Annotated in this window: 10 protein-coding genes; 2 read left to right on the forward strand and 8 right to left on the reverse strand. The window is 43.6% G+C overall.

The window, feature by feature from the left end:
- The 4 genes from AOC21_RS10180 to AOC21_RS05855 all read right to left on the reverse strand — a co-directional run bounded on the left by AOC21_RS10180 (position 1) and on the right by AOC21_RS05855 (position 6,201).
- Positions 1-1,335 carry an ATP-dependent RecD-like DNA helicase gene (locus AOC21_RS10180; protein ID WP_215391079.1) on the reverse strand — a complete coding sequence of 445 codons (1,335 nt, stop codon included), beginning with the start codon at positions 1,333-1,335 and terminating at the stop codon, positions 1-3.
- A gap of 69 nt (positions 1,336-1,404) precedes the next feature.
- On the reverse strand, positions 1,405-2,862 hold the full coding sequence (locus tag AOC21_RS05845; RefSeq protein ID WP_215391080.1) for a mechanosensitive ion channel family protein: 1,458 nt from the start codon (positions 2,860-2,862) through the stop codon (positions 1,405-1,407).
- Positions 2,859-4,601 carry an HD domain-containing phosphohydrolase gene (locus AOC21_RS05850; protein WP_215391081.1) on the reverse strand — a complete coding sequence of 581 codons (1,743 nt, stop codon included), beginning with the start codon at positions 4,599-4,601 and terminating at the stop codon, positions 2,859-2,861. The genes AOC21_RS05845 and AOC21_RS05850 overlap by 4 nt, the downstream gene beginning before the upstream one ends.
- A gap of 13 nt (positions 4,602-4,614) precedes the next feature.
- Positions 4,615-6,201 (reverse strand): GGDEF domain-containing protein, encoded by a 1,587-nt coding sequence (locus AOC21_RS05855; protein ID WP_215391082.1) that lies wholly within the window; start codon positions 6,199-6,201, stop codon positions 4,615-4,617.
- 222 nt (positions 6,202-6,423) lie between these two features.
- On the opposite strand from AOC21_RS05855, the gene AOC21_RS05860 reads away from it, so the two are divergent.
- Both AOC21_RS05860 and AOC21_RS05865 read left to right on the forward strand, forming a co-directional pair.
- Complete coding sequence (locus AOC21_RS05860) at positions 6,424-7,149, forward strand: response regulator transcription factor (RefSeq protein ID WP_215391083.1); 726 nt, start codon at positions 6,424-6,426, stop codon at positions 7,147-7,149.
- A 182-nt stretch (positions 7,150-7,331) separates the two neighbouring features.
- Positions 7,332-7,655: a PilZ domain-containing protein gene (locus tag AOC21_RS05865; protein ID WP_215391084.1), complete on the forward strand. Its 324-nt coding sequence runs from the start codon at positions 7,332-7,334 to the stop codon at positions 7,653-7,655.
- Positions 7,656-7,660: 5 nt separating this feature from the next.
- On the opposite strand, the gene AOC21_RS05870 is transcribed toward AOC21_RS05865, so the two are convergent.
- The 4 genes from AOC21_RS05870 to AOC21_RS05885 all read right to left on the reverse strand — a co-directional run bounded on the left by AOC21_RS05870 (position 7,661) and on the right by AOC21_RS05885 (position 16,036).
- The gene (locus AOC21_RS05870; protein ID WP_215391085.1) at positions 7,661-9,034 is read right to left on the reverse strand and encodes a TolC family outer membrane protein; all 1,374 of its coding nucleotides are present in this window, start codon (positions 9,032-9,034) and stop codon (positions 7,661-7,663) included.
- Between the two features lie 8 nt (positions 9,035-9,042).
- A complete protein-coding gene (locus AOC21_RS05875; RefSeq protein WP_251371468.1) occupies positions 9,043-10,260 on the reverse strand; it encodes an HlyD family efflux transporter periplasmic adaptor subunit in 1,218 nt (405 codons plus the stop codon).
- A complete protein-coding gene (locus tag AOC21_RS05880) occupies positions 10,257-12,032 on the reverse strand; it encodes a type I secretion system permease/ATPase (RefSeq protein WP_215391086.1) in 1,776 nt (591 codons plus the stop codon). Before AOC21_RS05880 ends, AOC21_RS05875 begins: the two co-directional genes overlap by 4 nt.
- Before the next feature lie 92 nt (positions 12,033-12,124).
- On the reverse strand, positions 12,125-16,036 hold the full coding sequence (locus AOC21_RS05885; RefSeq protein WP_215391087.1) for a VCBS domain-containing protein: 3,912 nt from the start codon (positions 16,034-16,036) through the stop codon (positions 12,125-12,127).
- Positions 16,037-16,055: the final 19 nt, after the last annotated feature.

The following is a 16,055-nucleotide window of genomic DNA, read 5'->3' on the forward strand; positions in this document are numbered from 1 at the left end:
CTATCTAGAGCTTGGTAAGCAATTCATATAGAAGCGCTTGATCTCTTGATCACAACTGACATCCCTGGGCTCAATCGGTCGCTGTAATGTAATTCCCTCAATCGTTTTACAACGACTCAAAGCTACATAAACTTGGCCTGAGGCAAATGCCCCCGAAGAGAGATCTACCTTTACCTTATCAAGCGTCTTGCCCTGGCTCTTATGAATGGTTACAGCCCAAGCTAGCATGAGTGGAATCTGTACATACGTTCCAATGATGCTCGGGGAAATCTTCCCCGACATCATGTCGTGGTCATATCGATATGATTCCCATTGATGGCCTGTGACTTCTACGGTATTTGAGTAAGGCCCGTTCTGAATCATTACTTTCACCTTGTCCGATAGCATCTCCCGTACTACACCGATCGTGCCATTGACCCAACGCTTCGGAAATCCCGGATCTGTTGCTGTAAACATGACCTTGGCGCCAACCTTAAGCACCAAACTGTTGGGCGACGGTAAATTACGCTCATCGATATTGAACTTGCCTGTCGACTGACCTGCGTAAACCTTACCTTCGGTCGTAATGGCACGTAAGCCCGCCCCATTAATTTGATCGGCACGCGCATTAGTCGTTGTCAGCGTGATGGTTTGCTCATCCACCTCAGCATCTTTTTGATAACACTGGGCATTCAAGGTATCGATGGCCTCATCCACATCCTGATTAATCCGAATGCGATTGAGTAGACCGGCAAAGCGCTCGTCTTTTTGACGGAAGATCTTAGAAAGTTCTACCATCGTGACATCTTTGCGATGCAAGGCCATGGCACAGAAGAAATATGGCCCTTCGTAACCGCGCTCAGATAACACTTGCATATCGGCACTTGAAACTACAGGCGGTAATTGGAATAGATCTCCGACAAACATCACCTGAATACCGCCGAAAGGTTTGCCTTTTTGAGGGCCGTTCTCGCGGAGAAACAAATCCATCGCATCGACTACATCTGCACGCACCATGGAGATCTCATCAATGATGAGTAAGCGAATATCTTTATATAAGCGCTTATCACGGAGTGGCTTGATATCTTCTTCTGGAAAGATTAATCGTGGCGGCAGCCTAAAGAAGGAGTGAATAGTTACCCCTTTAACTTGGAGCGCGGCAACGCCTGTAGGGGCTACCACCACCACATTGCCTGGAATGGTTTCTCGTAGATAACCAATTAAGGTCGTTTTACCAGTACCGGCTTTACCGCTCACAAAGATGTAAGGATCGTGGCGTTCGATAGCTTCAATCACCGCTTGGTAATCAGGGGTAATTTCAATATCAGAGGAATTGGGATCAGTAGAAATACTCATGGGCAAGCAAACTATACCTTGAGTTCTGGGAACCCAGATGAAAGACTATAGAACAGAGATGGGGGCTACTTAGTGCAAACCTTTGAAGAAGAAACCTAGGATTCTTTTGGCTAAATTATGGCTTTGCTCTCGTAAATCACCAATACCAGAGTTATTAGCTAAGGAAGCTGAATGCGCTTGCCGCTTGGCAAGTAATTCTGAGATCTCATCAATCAATCGCAAATTGGATTCCAAGATAGGAGCAATATTTTCTTTTTTGATCTCAACCAACACGGCATCTGCTTTTGCGAAGACATCTGCAGAGCGAGGAGCACCCGTCAAGAGGGACATTTCTCCCACGCAGTCACCAGGCCAGAGGGTTGCCACTGTAATAGCATTGCCATCTTTGCCGGAAACTTTGACCTCTAGCGACCCTTCAGAAACCAAGAACATGCTATCAGCCTGCTCTCCCTGACAAATCAATTGTTCACCTTTAAAACAATTAACGACTGTAGCAGTCTTGGATAATTGCATTGCCTCATCATGGCTCATCACCCTCAAAATACTGAACTCATAGATTTCATAAAAGCGATTGGAGGTTTTAGATTCGTACTTATCCAACGTTTGCACTTCCATAGAACTGCCAGTATTAATACCTGCCGCCGTCAGGAAACGCAGTGCTACTTTCATAATTCTTGAATTGGAATCAATTGGCTTTAAATGTGGCTTGCACTCATAAGCCATCAAATAGGTCACGCTTCCAGACTCAAGTGCTTTAATACCGCAATACTGCCAGTTGATAAAATCAGAATCGGTATTAATGACTGATTCCAGCGCCAGATTTAATACTCCAATGACCTTTTCAGAATGATTGAGCGCATCAAGCTTAATCTCTAGCGTTCTTCTAGAGCCCCTATCCTCGCCCTGCTTACTTAAATTGACATAGCTCATGCCAATAAAACGGGTATTAGGGATTTTGACCAAATAATCAAAACGATTACGTAAGGTGACCATTCTGCGATCAAACTGCACGACTTGGAAATATTGAGTGTTGCCGTTATCGGAGACTTCAATCCAATCGTTGATGGCAATCAGCCCATCCGTTTGAATCACGATACTGTTCACCACATCAGAGATCATGTCCCTACAGACATAACCAATACTCAAGCCAATGGCGCCTGATGCTGCCACAAGATTGCTTACCGAATGGTCATATAGCAAGATGAAGCCTGCCAAGCCAAACATGGCATAGATCAAAATAGTGAAACACTGCACTAAGATCGCAGGAATTTGTGATTTTTTAGAATGGTGGTTATAGCGAGCAACTGATCTGCGCATCACTACATCAGCGGTAATCGCAAATAGCGCAAACTGAAAGATTGCCACTGCATCAATCAGATTAAATGGGTGTGAATCTGTAAAATCCGTAACAGCCCAACCCCATATTGAGCCAGTGTGAATATCTAGCCAGGAGAGCAGTAACAAATTGCAGGCTACCAAGACCCACGCAAAGTATTTAAGAATTGCCGGTGACTTGAGTAAGCTCATTTGACTACTTGCTTAGAAATATCTTCGATAATTCCCCAAACCAATTTACGACCATCTTCATCGGCCAAGATGAAACCGCGTATCGAGATGGGAAAACGGGTGCCATCTTTGCGAATGTATTCTTTATAGTTCGGTCCAAACGAACCTGTTTTATTTAATGTCTCAATTTGTTCTTGTTCCTGATGCTCATATTCTTTGGGGGTAATATCCCAGAAAGAGAGCTTGAGGAACTCATCTTTGGTGTATTGGGTATATTCCAGTAGCGCATCATTGACCTCAACGAACTCTCCTGTCGCATGATCGACCATCGCCATGCCAATAGGCGAATACTTAAAGAGAAATCTAAATCGCTCTTCCGAGTTTCTGAGTTTTTGCTCTACGGTATCGACCATTTGATAACTAGGTGCATGATCAGTCACATCATCTTTATGCTTTTGCGCAATTTCCTTGAAATGATCTTGCTCTAACACAAAGGCTTCAACTACTGCAGGATCAAAATGCGTACCTTTTTTAGAGACAATCTCTGTAACCGCTTGATCATGAGTCCACTCTTTCTTATATACACGCTCACTAATCAGGGCATCGTACATATCAGCCAAAGACATAATCCGGGCAGATAAAGGAATAGCCTGACCAGATAAACCGCGTGGGTAGCCACTACCGTCCCATTGCTCATGATGACCGCCAGCAATCTGAATCGCTACACTCATTACATCACCCACATCCTCTTCCGGAAACTGTGACATGGTGGAATTCAAGACAGTCTCGCCAATCAGGGTGTGAGTTTTCATGACGCCCCACTCTTCCTTGGTCAGGCCGCCCTTTTTATACAAAATAGAATCAGGAATACCAACTTTACCAATATCGTGCAAGGGTGCTGCTTGACACATCTTCTCTATAGTGTGCACAGTTAATTCATCTGCATAGACACCCAAGGATCTCATGCGTGTAGCTAAGCGTCGGACATAAGCTTTAGTACGAATAATGTGTGCACCTGTTTCATTATCACGAGCATGTGCAAGTGCATTTAAGCTGGAGAGCATGCGCAATTCATTATTGGCAGATTTTTTCTCCTCCTTACGCCAAGCTCGCTCTAACAAAATATTACTAATTCCCAAATACACGAGGAGATTCGAGGCCACTCCCAAAGCACGGAGCATGCCAGTGAACGCGCCTTCTTGATAAATAGTTGAGACTGAGGTGCCATTACTAATGCCAACAGTAATGCTTAAGATTCTCACCGAGATAATAATGAGGTGAATGCAAAAAGCTATCTTGAGAACTAAATGTTGTCTTGTTTGTTCCCCTTTAGGAATCAAGAAAAGCTCTACCAGACCAAGTAGCGAAAGGATCCCCAATACAGAGGTGACAAAGTAAACCCTAGCATTAAAGGAGGCGTAAATCCTTAAAAATTCATAAGCAACTAATAAGACAACAAAGGCAATCCAAAAATTCCGATAGGGAAATCTTTTATTAGCAGGATCCCACGATTTGATAAACAACAAGATGGCAAGGGATGAAAAAATAAGACTGGTATTACCAAGTGACAAAAAGAAGAAAGGCTGAAGCCCCGCCATGATGAAGCCAAAACACGATAAGGCCATCAGGATAAGTGCGGTAGGCCAATAACGGTGTTCTTGATATTGCGAACGAAACTCTTTGTGGCTGATAGCTCCTAGAAAAATCACCAAGGTCACTACTGCCATAGAGATGTAAAAAACGAAGTTGAATAATTCCATTGTTTTTTACTTCCTATTGGGGAGTTTCGGCGTACAAATGAATGGAATTTCTACCATTCATCTTAGAGCGATACATGGCCGTATCTGCCCGTTTAAATAGGCCCTCTTCCGAATCGGCGTCATTAGGGTAAACCGAGATACCCACGCTAATGGTGGTATCAATTAACTCACCGCCAATAGATACGCCCAGCGCAATCGCTGACTGAATCTTTTTCGCAATTTCTAGCGCATCTTCGGGAGCATGAAGATCCTCCAGGAGAACAACAAACTCATCTCCACCCAGGCGACCCAAAGAATCAGAGTCTCGAATGCAGGCCATCATCCGGTTACAGGCTGCTTTGAGGACCTCATCACCGGCAGAATGTCCAAACTGGTCATTAATACTCTTAAAGTGATCGATGTCGATGTAGAGTAATGCAAAGAGCATTTTTTCACGACGGGCTTTTAAGATGGCACGTTGCAGACGATCAGCAAATAGCGCTCGATTAGGGAAGCCCGTTAAAGAATCATGATTCGCCAAATGTTGCACTTGACTAAGTGAAGCCGCTAAACGTCGGTTGAGCCTCCAGACGTAATAAGCGGCAGCGAAGATACATAAGCCCACAATGATAGAAACTGTTAAAGCGCTGTATAGCCAATTGAGCTTTTTATGTGGACTAGAGTCGTAGATAAATCCCTCTAAGGAAAAATTAGGACTTAAGCTACCAGCCTCCATATAAATATCTGCCGTATGTTGCCAGCGCGCCTGGTTCATGAAACCCACAGGCACCAGATCTGCCCGAATAAGTGGATTTAACTTATCGCGTTCAAATGCAATTTTTTTATTGGTCTCCTCCGGGGCAAATTTTTGAACAATGGCAGCTGTCTCATCTGGGTGACTGATGACATACTCCCAGCCCTGCAGACTAGCAGTCCGAAAACGCTCAGCTTGTTGACTATTTTTATCAATCTCTTTACTAGTGGTAAAGAGATTATCCCCATACATATCAATACCAATGGAACGCGGGCTGTAAATATCGAAGGGAAACTTGGCTTGAGACAGCTGATAAGGTTCATTGCTGATATATCCCGAGATAGCGCTCACTGATCCATTCATGAGCTTTTCGACCGTGTTCATTCCTGGGGCGGATGAAATTAAATTCTTGAGGTCCACCTTCTCGCGCTTAAGATAAACGAGTAGTTCATCTGACAAACGTCTTAATAAAATAGGCTTAGAACTGAGATCATGAATGCTTTGGTTGTCAGTTAGTTTCTTAGCAATGATCACGTAGGGTGAATGCTGGAAAATAGTAGCCAATACAACTACTGGCGCACCCTCTTGTCTTGCTAAGAGCAATCCACTGGTGCCCGTTCCATAATTTGCCCGACCAGAAACTACTTCGGCAACAACATCCTGACCAGCTTGTAAAGGTTTGATATTTACATCAAGGCCAGCAGACTCGTAATAACCCATTTCCTTTGCTGCGTAATACCCAGCAAACTGGTAGGCATGAGACCACTTGAGTTGGAGCGAAACCTTTTCAAGTGCAAATGCTGATGGAGAGAACAGCGCTAAGCCCAATAGCATTATTGAGGCGCACTTCATTGGCGTTTTAAACAAGAGTCGAGTCAAAAGAAATGATAAAAAAATATAAATACTGCAATATAAATGAGGCAATTTATTATGCCGATGAATCAATATCATTACAAAAAGATACTAATTAAAAGAATAGAGGAGATGTTTATATATGAATTAGTAGATAAGTACTAATTGCATCTAATCGGTGCATATATATGGGTCAAAAGTACTAGTAATTGATAAAAAACCAGTTAAACTGCGCTCATGCTTATGAATACTGATACCAATACTAACCTGATTAAGGTTCAGGTCATTGACCGTCAGCAGATCGCACTCTGGGGCATTGATCAACTCATTAAACAAGATGGTCGCTTTCAAGTATGCGCAACAGCAACTAATGCTGAAGATGCCTTAAAGCATGCTATCAGCTCTAAGCCTGATGTCATCGTATTGGATCCTGAATTAGGCGGCGAAGATGGCATTGACCTAATATCCACCCTGATAGATAAAACAAAAGCCAAGGTAATTGTTTATACCTCTACTCAGAATCCAACAGTTTTAGATCAATCGGTCGTCAAAGGTGCCCGTGGTGTGATCAATAAAACAGAGCCCGTTGATATCCTCTTAAAGGCTATTGAAAAGATTTATATTGGTGAGCTTTGGCTGAACCGCAATGCCACCTCCCGCATCTTGTTGCAAATTGCTCAAGCAAACTCACCCAAAGAATTAAGTCTTGAGCAGAAAAAACTGAAAACACTTACTTCTAAAGAAGAAAAAGTAACTCGAGCAATTCAGCTTCACTCTGAAAAGACCTTGAAACAAATTTCTGAAAGCCTTCACATTAGCGAACATACGCTACGCAACCATTTGGCCTCGATCTACGATAAGCTGGGCGTTCGCAATCGGATGGAGCTCTATGTTTTCTGTGGCAAGTTTCAAAAAACAGATAACCCAAGCGCCCATCCAAAACGTCGCTCAACTGACGCTTAATTGTTTCGCCACGAAGGGTTTTATCTCCTTTTCGTGAGGATTTTATTCCCTCCAGCTTTACCGACTCGTATAAGCCCCTAGGCAATTCAGTTGCTATCTACTACAGACTTTTAGCGATTAGATCCTTATGATTTAACCATGATCACAAAAGTGTTTTTCAACATAAATCGCGCATTCGTTTAATGAAATCTAAACCTATTCGAACTAGCGTTAAGAAGAAGGTGAGAGCCGATAGACATCCTGTCACCTTCCCTATTTCAGTTGGCCCTTCAAAGGGGGTCGTAAAAGACATCAGCACTAGCGGCGTTTACTTTGAGATTGATCAAAGCCAAAGCATAGGATCCAATATTGATTTTGTAATCGACCTAGATACTCCAGGCGGCCCTATACAAATTCAATGCCATGGAACGGTAGTACGCATTGAAGAAAAGCCTGGGCGTATCGGTATTGCTGCCACCATCAGTGAATCGGTCTTTAAGAACCAAGAAAACTCAGCACCTCAATAGCGTTTTTAGTTTTTAAAGTAAATGGCGACTTTTTCAAAGTCATCTACTTCTAGACTTCCACCAAGCTGATTTAATTTCAAGTATGCAACCAGGTAGTTGTATTTTGTCTGGGCTAAATCACGACGAGTATTAAATAAGCCCTTCTCAGCTAGTAGCACATCTACATTAATGCGCTCTCCTGCCAGAACGCTTTTGCGCATTGACTTAACTAGTTGAGTTGCTGATTCTTGGGCGGTAGATAAAGCCTGTACTTTTTGCTTACCAGAAACCACCAAATCATATTGCTTACGTAGCTCTGTAACTACCTTATCTTTGGTGACGTCATAGTCTGCCTGGGATTTTTCATAATTAGCTAAGGCTTGTGAGCTACGAGCATTGATCTCCCCACCACTAAATAGCGGCAGATTTACTTGCACACCAACATAACTTTGATTGGTTGTGTTGTTGATGCTTGTAACAGTATTCGATTGTTGAGTGGTTAATGCCCCAACCAGATTTACTACAGGATAGTGGCCCGCATGGTTTTTGCGGTACTCCTGCTTGGCAATTTCCATATTATTTTCAGCAGCTTTAAGCTCAGCATTACTAGCCAAAGCTTTTTCTTTCCACTCCTCAAAACGCATAGTAGGTAAATTCAGGTAACGGAAATTGCCTGAGAGCTTGTTTACCTTAGAGATATCCTCTACTGGTTCGCCAATAATGCTGTTGAATTTACGACGCGCATTTTCTACAGCATCTTTTGCATCGACCACTTTGGCATCAGCTACTTGATAGGCAGCTTCTGCTTCTAGCATGTCAGTAATGGATGCTTCTCCGCCCTGATTGAGCTTTTTGGCGGCTTTGTATTGCTCATAAAATGCATCTCGCTCAGCCGTCTGAAATTGCAACTGATCTTGGGAGAACAGCAGATCGGTATATGCCTGCAGTACCCGTATTAACAAATCCTGTGTATTAAAGATAAATTTAGACTGACTAAAGTCTGCCTGAGCAACACCCTGGCGCCAACGGGCAAAGGCTTCTAAGCTAAAGATAGGTTGAGTTAATTGCACATACGAATAATTACTTGGATAGCTCCAATTAGTCGATGTCTGTGGCCCACCGGTATATTGCGAACCCCATTGAGTTGCCCTATTGGTGCTTTGGTTATATTGTGCTGCAACCTTAGGCAAGACTGCTGAACGGCCAATTCCATTGTTTTCTACGCCCGCTTCATAATCTTTACTAGCAGATCGATAGATCGGGTCATTCTTGAGTGCCAATTCATAGGACTGCATGAGGTCTAATGCATACGAAGGCGTCACAACCGAGCCTAAAGCAAGTGACATAGCAAGACTGAATACCGTCTTTCTGAATGTAGATGATGGGGAAGTGTTTTCCAAAGCCATCATTAATCCTCACGCATTGCTGAATGGGCCCTGTCAAAGACTGGCTTCATTAAGTAAGTCATCATGGATTGCTCACCAGTCCTCACAAAGAGTTCGACTGGCATGCCAGGGCGGACCTTCAAGTCTTTTAATAATTTTGCACCTTCTGGTGTGGTAATCGCCTGAATCTTGTAATAGGGGTTGCCAGTTTTTTCATCGACAATACGATCAGCACCTACCGAGATCAATACCCCAGGAATATGTGGGGTGCGATTGGTGTTAAAGGCGGTAAACATCATTTCTACAGGCAGATCCACGTGCACCTTATCCACTAAATGCACGGGCAGCTGCCCTTCGACAATCATGGCTTCATTACTTGGCACAACTTCCATGAGTTTTTGACCTGGGCTGACTACTCCACCCTTAGTAAAGATGGTGATATTGACGACCTGGCCGTTTACAGGGGACTTTAATTCGGTATTTGCTAAGTCATACTCATACGGATTGAGCTTTTCTTGTTGCTCGCTCATTTGCTTCTTAGTGCGAATGAGATTGCCTTCGTCTTCTAAGATCGATGCCTTAAGTTGCAATTGCTGGCGCTCTAACTCAAGCACCTTGTTCTTGGCCATATAGCCTTCAGCAGCCAGCTCACGCAAACCGACTAACTGTCTCTCCAATAAGGCAGATTGTTGTTTCTTCTGGGCAATTGCTTGTGACAAGCCTTTGACTTGCGCATCTAAACCATCGATGGATTCTTTGGTGGCATTGGCTTGTGCTTTAGCGCTGATGGGGTTGAGCTTTACCAGTACTTCACCGGCTTTGACCTGCTGACCTTCTTTTACAAAGATGTCATCGACTACTCCGGCAAATGCAGGTTGTATAGCTTTACGGTTGCTGTCAGTGATGACATATCCCGATGCAGAAACACCCTTCTCTATCGGCGCTAAAAATGCCCACAACAAAGCCCCACCAAATCCCCAAATCAGAATCTGCCAACCTAACCAGGAGAAATACTTTTCATCTTTCTTACCAGTTCGCAGATCATGCCACTCCACATAGCCTTCCGATAGCTTGGTCATGGCAGTCGATACCGCTTGTTTGGTGATATTGGCAGCATTACCAACTACCAATGCAGTGCTTGCCTTGAAGTCTTCAGCTTTAGATGCATTGTTTGCAGCACCACCTACATCAGCAGGAACAGCTTGCTCAGCGTTATCTTTTTGCACAGGCTCGTTCATCATGCCGCCTCCGCTGGATCACCATCGACCTGTTTGGCTACCGCTGCTTTAGTAGACTCACCTGTGTTTACCATTTGAGGGGCCGCTTGTCCTTGTAATGCTTTCATAACATCGCCGGTAGGACCAAACATCCGGGCATTACCATCCTGTAAGAGCAACAACTTATTTGTTACTTGCAGAATCGGTATGCGATGGGTAATGACAATGACTGAGGCCTTACGGGCTTGTAGTTCTTGAATGGCTCTCACTAAAGCAGCCTCGCCAACTTCATCCAAGTTTGAGTTTGGCTCATCTAAAACGACGAGATTGGGTTTGCCATAGAGTGCGCGGGCTAATGCGAGACGTTGTTTCTGGCCACCAGATAAACCCATGCCACCATCACCAATACGGGTGTCATACCCTTCCGGGAAATGCAAAATCATGTCGTGTACACCAGCGGATTGGGCAGCTGCGATCACATCTTCTGGCTGGTATTCGCTAAAGCGGGCAATGTTTTCACTAACAGTGCCTGGGAAAACTTCAATATCCTGGGGAACATAACCCAAAGCTGGTCCTAGCTCGTCTTTATTCCAGCGATAGACGTCAGCTCCATCTATACGAGCGGCATTAGGGGTAGATGGCCAGATACCTACGGCTACTCTGGCCAAGGTGGACTTACCAGAAGCGCTGGGCCCAATGACACCCAGCACATCACCTGGCTCAATCGCAAAGTTGATGTTCTTGAGTACAGGCTTGCTTACTCCTGGGGGTGCGGCATACACCCCTTCCATGCTTAAGTAACCTTTAGGCCTTGGCAAACTCATACCAACGACACGGGGTGGATTATCTGCAAGGAGTTTTTTGAGGCGATCGTAAGAACTCACTACCCCACGCCATTGCTTCCAAGAGCCAATCACCATTTCTACAGGGGCTGTAGCTTTGCCTAGGAGAATAGTCGCAGCAATCATCATGCCAGGTGAGAGTTTATTTTCCAGAACCAGAAAGGCTGCAAAGCCTAATGCCAAAGATTGCATTAAGGTACGGAAGAACTTGGTCATTGCCCCCATCGTGGCAGCGCGTTGACTAGCCAAGGCTTGCATATGCAAGAACTTGCTATGCAAATCAAACCAGCGATCACGCAGTGCTGGCAACATACCCATCGATTCCAAGACTTCTGCTTGGCGTAGGTTATTGCTGGCGATATTAGAAGACTGGACCGATAAAGTACTCGCTTCTGATAAGGGCTGATGGGTGGCAGATTCGTTGACGAAGGCCAGGACAATCAAAATGAGTACGCAGACTGAGGAAAATAATCCCAACCAGCCATTAAATAGAAAGATCACTATTAAATAGAACGGGAACCATGGCGCGTCAAAGAAAGCATACAGAGATGGACCGGTTACAAACTGACGAATGGTGGTTAAATCGTTTAAGGCCTGCCCCGCATTACCACCCTTGACCTTAAGGTTTTGCTCAAAGGCAGCGGTATAGGTACGATGATTAAGTTCAGCATCGATTTTCTTGCCAACTTCAATCACGGTGTGACTACGAATAGCATCCAGAGCTGCATAAATCACATACAGCAATAAGATGATCAGGGACAACATTAAGAGCGTGAACTCGTTACGACTTGTTAATACCCTGTCATACACCTCCAACATATAGATGGAGGGAACCAACAAAAGTAAGTTCATGCAAGCAGTAAAAAACCCCACCGAACGGAAGATTTTCTTGTAGCCATATAAGGCCACGAGAATCTCATTATCTGCTGGAGGGGGTTTAAGGAATTTTTGCATCTATATATGTGAAGCTTTTGTTATTGGAGACGCGAACTGCAAAGAAATAGGGTTAGCTAACTCTAGAGTTAGCTAACCACCGAACAGAATATTTAAAGAATAACCTGTATATCAGTTGCAACAACAGTTGGATGCGAAGAAGTACCAATGATTGCCACCTGAATACTAGCACCAGCACCATTTCCATCCGCATCATACGAAAGTGCGCCTGAATTTGCATCGTAAATGAAACGAGTTGTTGCGGTCTCAGCTCCATTGGATGTATTTAGGAACTCGTTCGCATTGATGGCAGTACCACCTCCCGTCCCAGTCTCACCTAAACCAGAAAAAGTTGTCTTGCTGAACCACAACTTATCTGTACCAGATAAAAAATCAGTGATAGTGTCGACGTTAGTGAGTGAATTAGGTGTAGTGTTAAATACGAACTTATCAGCCGCACCGCTACCGGTTAATGTGTCATTACCTAAGCCACCCCATAGTTGCTCACTCGCTGAAAAGGCAACAAGAACATCATCGCCTAAGCCACCTTTTAATATTGCACTAGAAGTTACAGCGGTTTCTTTAATAATTACGCCATCAGTTGAGCCACTGGACTGCAATGACGAAGTATTGCTTTCTCCCCCTGTATAACTGATCGTTATATTTGATGAATTACCTTGCGCATCTAAAAACTTAATAACTACATTATGAGTACCACTTCCTTGGAAAGTAACATTCCCGCTCTCCCTACTGTAACTTGCCCTGAATTCATCTGAAGAATCATAACTAACAATCTCACGAAAACTGATGCTACCTCCCTCAGGATCTCTCAAGAAACTCTCTAGCAACGATTTATTAATAGACGTTGAATTGCTACCACTATTCGTCTTAATAGTGATACCCGATCCATATTTAAGGGCACCGGCTTCATCGACATTGGTCACCGCAACAGTGTAATCCTGTATCGCGGTTGAAGCATCTGATGATGTCGCTCTAACATAAATAGTTTGGCTAGTAGCAGCCTCATAATTCAAAGCTACTGAACCAGTGCTAACTATGCCTGTGCTTGAATTAATTTGAAATAGATTAGCTGTGTATGCAGATCCATCGCTATTTACCAATGAATATGTCACTGTGCTGGCAGCATCTGGATCAACGGCATTTGCAGTAATGTTGACTGTAGTGCCTTGAGCACTATTCTCAGCAACAGAATTTACTGTGATGTTTGAGTCTACTGGAGTTACGAAAGCTACGGGCTCATTCACGTTTGTAACCGCAACAGTGTAATCCTGTATCGCGGTTGAAGCATCTGATGATGTCGCTCTAACATAAATAGTTTGGCTAGTAGCAGCCTCATAATTCAAAGCTACTGAACCAGTGCTAACTATGCCTGTGCTTGAATTAATTTGAAATAGATTAGCTGTGTATGCAGATCCATCGCTATTTACCAATGAATATGTCACTGTGCTGGCAGCATCTGGATCAACGGCATTTGCAGTAATGTTGACTGAAGTACCAAGAGCACTATTCTCAGCAACTGAATTAGCTGTGCTATTTGAATCTTCTGGAGATGCAAAAGCTACGGGCCTATTGACAATTACAAGGCCGGGACCGCCTGGATCGACAATGGTTCCGTTGACTGTAGCATCTTGGTCAGATTTCCGATCACCATCAGTTAAAGTAAAGTCAATCTTTAACTTACCGTTCGATACACTCATATTGGTTGCAACATTATTCCAACTAGAGCCTTCTCCTTGTTTCCAATAGCCGTTAATTTGGCTACCAGAAACTGAGTCTGTCCAAACACCATTGGCTTCCGTCCATGTACCGCTTAAATAAACTGAGTTATCAACACTTAATACCCCTGTAGGTACGTTAACGCTGAAGTTAACTTCACCAAATGGTAGAGATACGCCTGCTGGCAGATTTGCAGGTGCTGGAGATACAGAAACATTACTCAAGTTACCACCAGCTTCAATTGTTACCCAGGTTTGAGGACTTGGGTCAGTTGTGGTTGGCAAGGATGCAACTGTACTTTGCAAGCTATCAACAATACCATCTCCATTTCCGTCACCAGTTACACCGTTAGGCGCAACAGGGACAGCATTTTCAACAGCAACAAGAATTCCATCATTTTCAATTGTGAAATGTAGATTTGTAAATGTAGACGCAGAATGAGTATCTGTTGCAGTGACTTTAATGTCTAAGGTATTGGGAGCAGAGGCTGGGGGTGTGCCAGAAAATACACCAGTATTTTGATCAAATTCTAACCATGAAGGAAGATTAGAGCCGTCAGATAATTTAGCAGATAACGCCAGAACATCTCCGGTATCGATATCTGAGAAAGTGCCAGCTGGTACTATGTAAGAAAGTGGTGTACCGTTGGAAGCATGCTGGTCAGCTAATGTAGACACAACTGTTGGCGTCTCATTGCTGCCGTTAATAGTGATCGAGATTGTTTGCGGTGTGCCATCTGCTGCGTACACAGTAATCGAGTCAGTGATGGCGTCAGAGTCAGTATTTAAAGCCTGGACAGTGCTATTGCTGTTATCAAGACTATAAGTCCATGCACCAGCAGTGCTCAGTGTGAAGTTACCGTAAGTGCCGTTATGGCCAACTTCAGGCACAGCAACAGCCGTAAATGATTCGTCGCTATCCACATCGGCAATAGCCAAAGTACCGCTAGCAGAGCTAGAAGTAGTGGCAGGTTGAGTAGCATTAGCAATGCCACCTAATTCAGTTACATTGCCAGTACTTGTGCCGCTGATGACAGCAGCATCATTGCTGCCGTTAATAGTGATCGAGATTGTTTGCGGTGTGCCATCAACCGATTTAACTGTAAATACCTCATCTTTATGCTCATCTGCACCAAGATACTGAACTTTATCGTTGTCGACTGAGTAGCTCCAATTACCATTTTCATCAATAGTGAGACTGCCTAATGTACCGTCTTTTGGCGCAGCAGAATTCTTTACAATAATTGACTCACCGACATCTAGATCAGCTACCGTCAACTTACCATTTGTGCTTAATATTAATTCTGGGGAGTCCTCTGTAACCGAGCCCTGGTCTTTATAAGTTCCAGTGTCAAAAGTAGCGGCGTGATTAAAGTCGGCAATAGTAGCGATGGCGGAAGGCGCTGAAGTAATTGAGGAATGTTCATCATGATCATCATGCTCATCATGCTCATCATGCCCTTCATGATTTTCACCGGAGGAAATTAGTTGAACGCCATTTGTTTTTGCAGAAGTAATAGTTGCAATAACTGTTTCGCCACCCTCTTTAACAAAGTCTTCGTTAGCATGAACAGTAAATGTTGCGTCTGGCTCACCTTTAGGAATAGTAATGGTGTAATAAGTTTTTCCATCATCAGATACTGACTTGATAGATCCGTCTACAGAATAGTCAACTCCCTTGGTGGCCGTACCGTTTAGCGCAAACTTAATAACAGTATCTGAGTTTGAAGGAGTGCTTAGGGAAATTTTGTAATGGATATCACCTTTTTCAACAACCGTAGCATAAGTATCAGTTACTTCGATCTTAACTGTTGGTGGTACATCTTTAACTTTGATGCTTGCAGCACCATCATCACCACTATTAGAAACATTCAGGTTTGTATTATTGGTGTTAGCAGAAAGAATTTTTGCTGAAAGTGATTTATCACCACTAAATAAACTATCATCATCAAACTTTACGCTTACATCTACAGAAGCGCTCAATGCGGGTATGGTCACTACTACTTTGCCATTTGAGTCAATTGTTAGCGGCTGACCTCCAACGCTTAATCCTCCGGCCTTAGCTAGAGCCAAAGCATTTCCGCCTAATTGCAGGGTTACCGTAGTTACATCAGAAGAAATATGATCAAGATCAATCTTAAGATGACCGACACCACCTTCGCTTACTAATTCACCGGTTGTTTTGAGAGTAACTTTAGGAATATCGTCGTTATCTAAGATATTCGTTAATGCAGATTTTGTTGTTAACCCGCCATTGATACCATATGAATTGGCAAAGTTATCGAGCACATTAATGCCAAGAGTTTTA

The sequence above is a fragment of the Polynucleobacter sp. VK25 genome, assembly GCF_018687355.1.
Classification (GTDB): domain Bacteria; phylum Pseudomonadota; class Gammaproteobacteria; order Burkholderiales; family Burkholderiaceae; genus Polynucleobacter.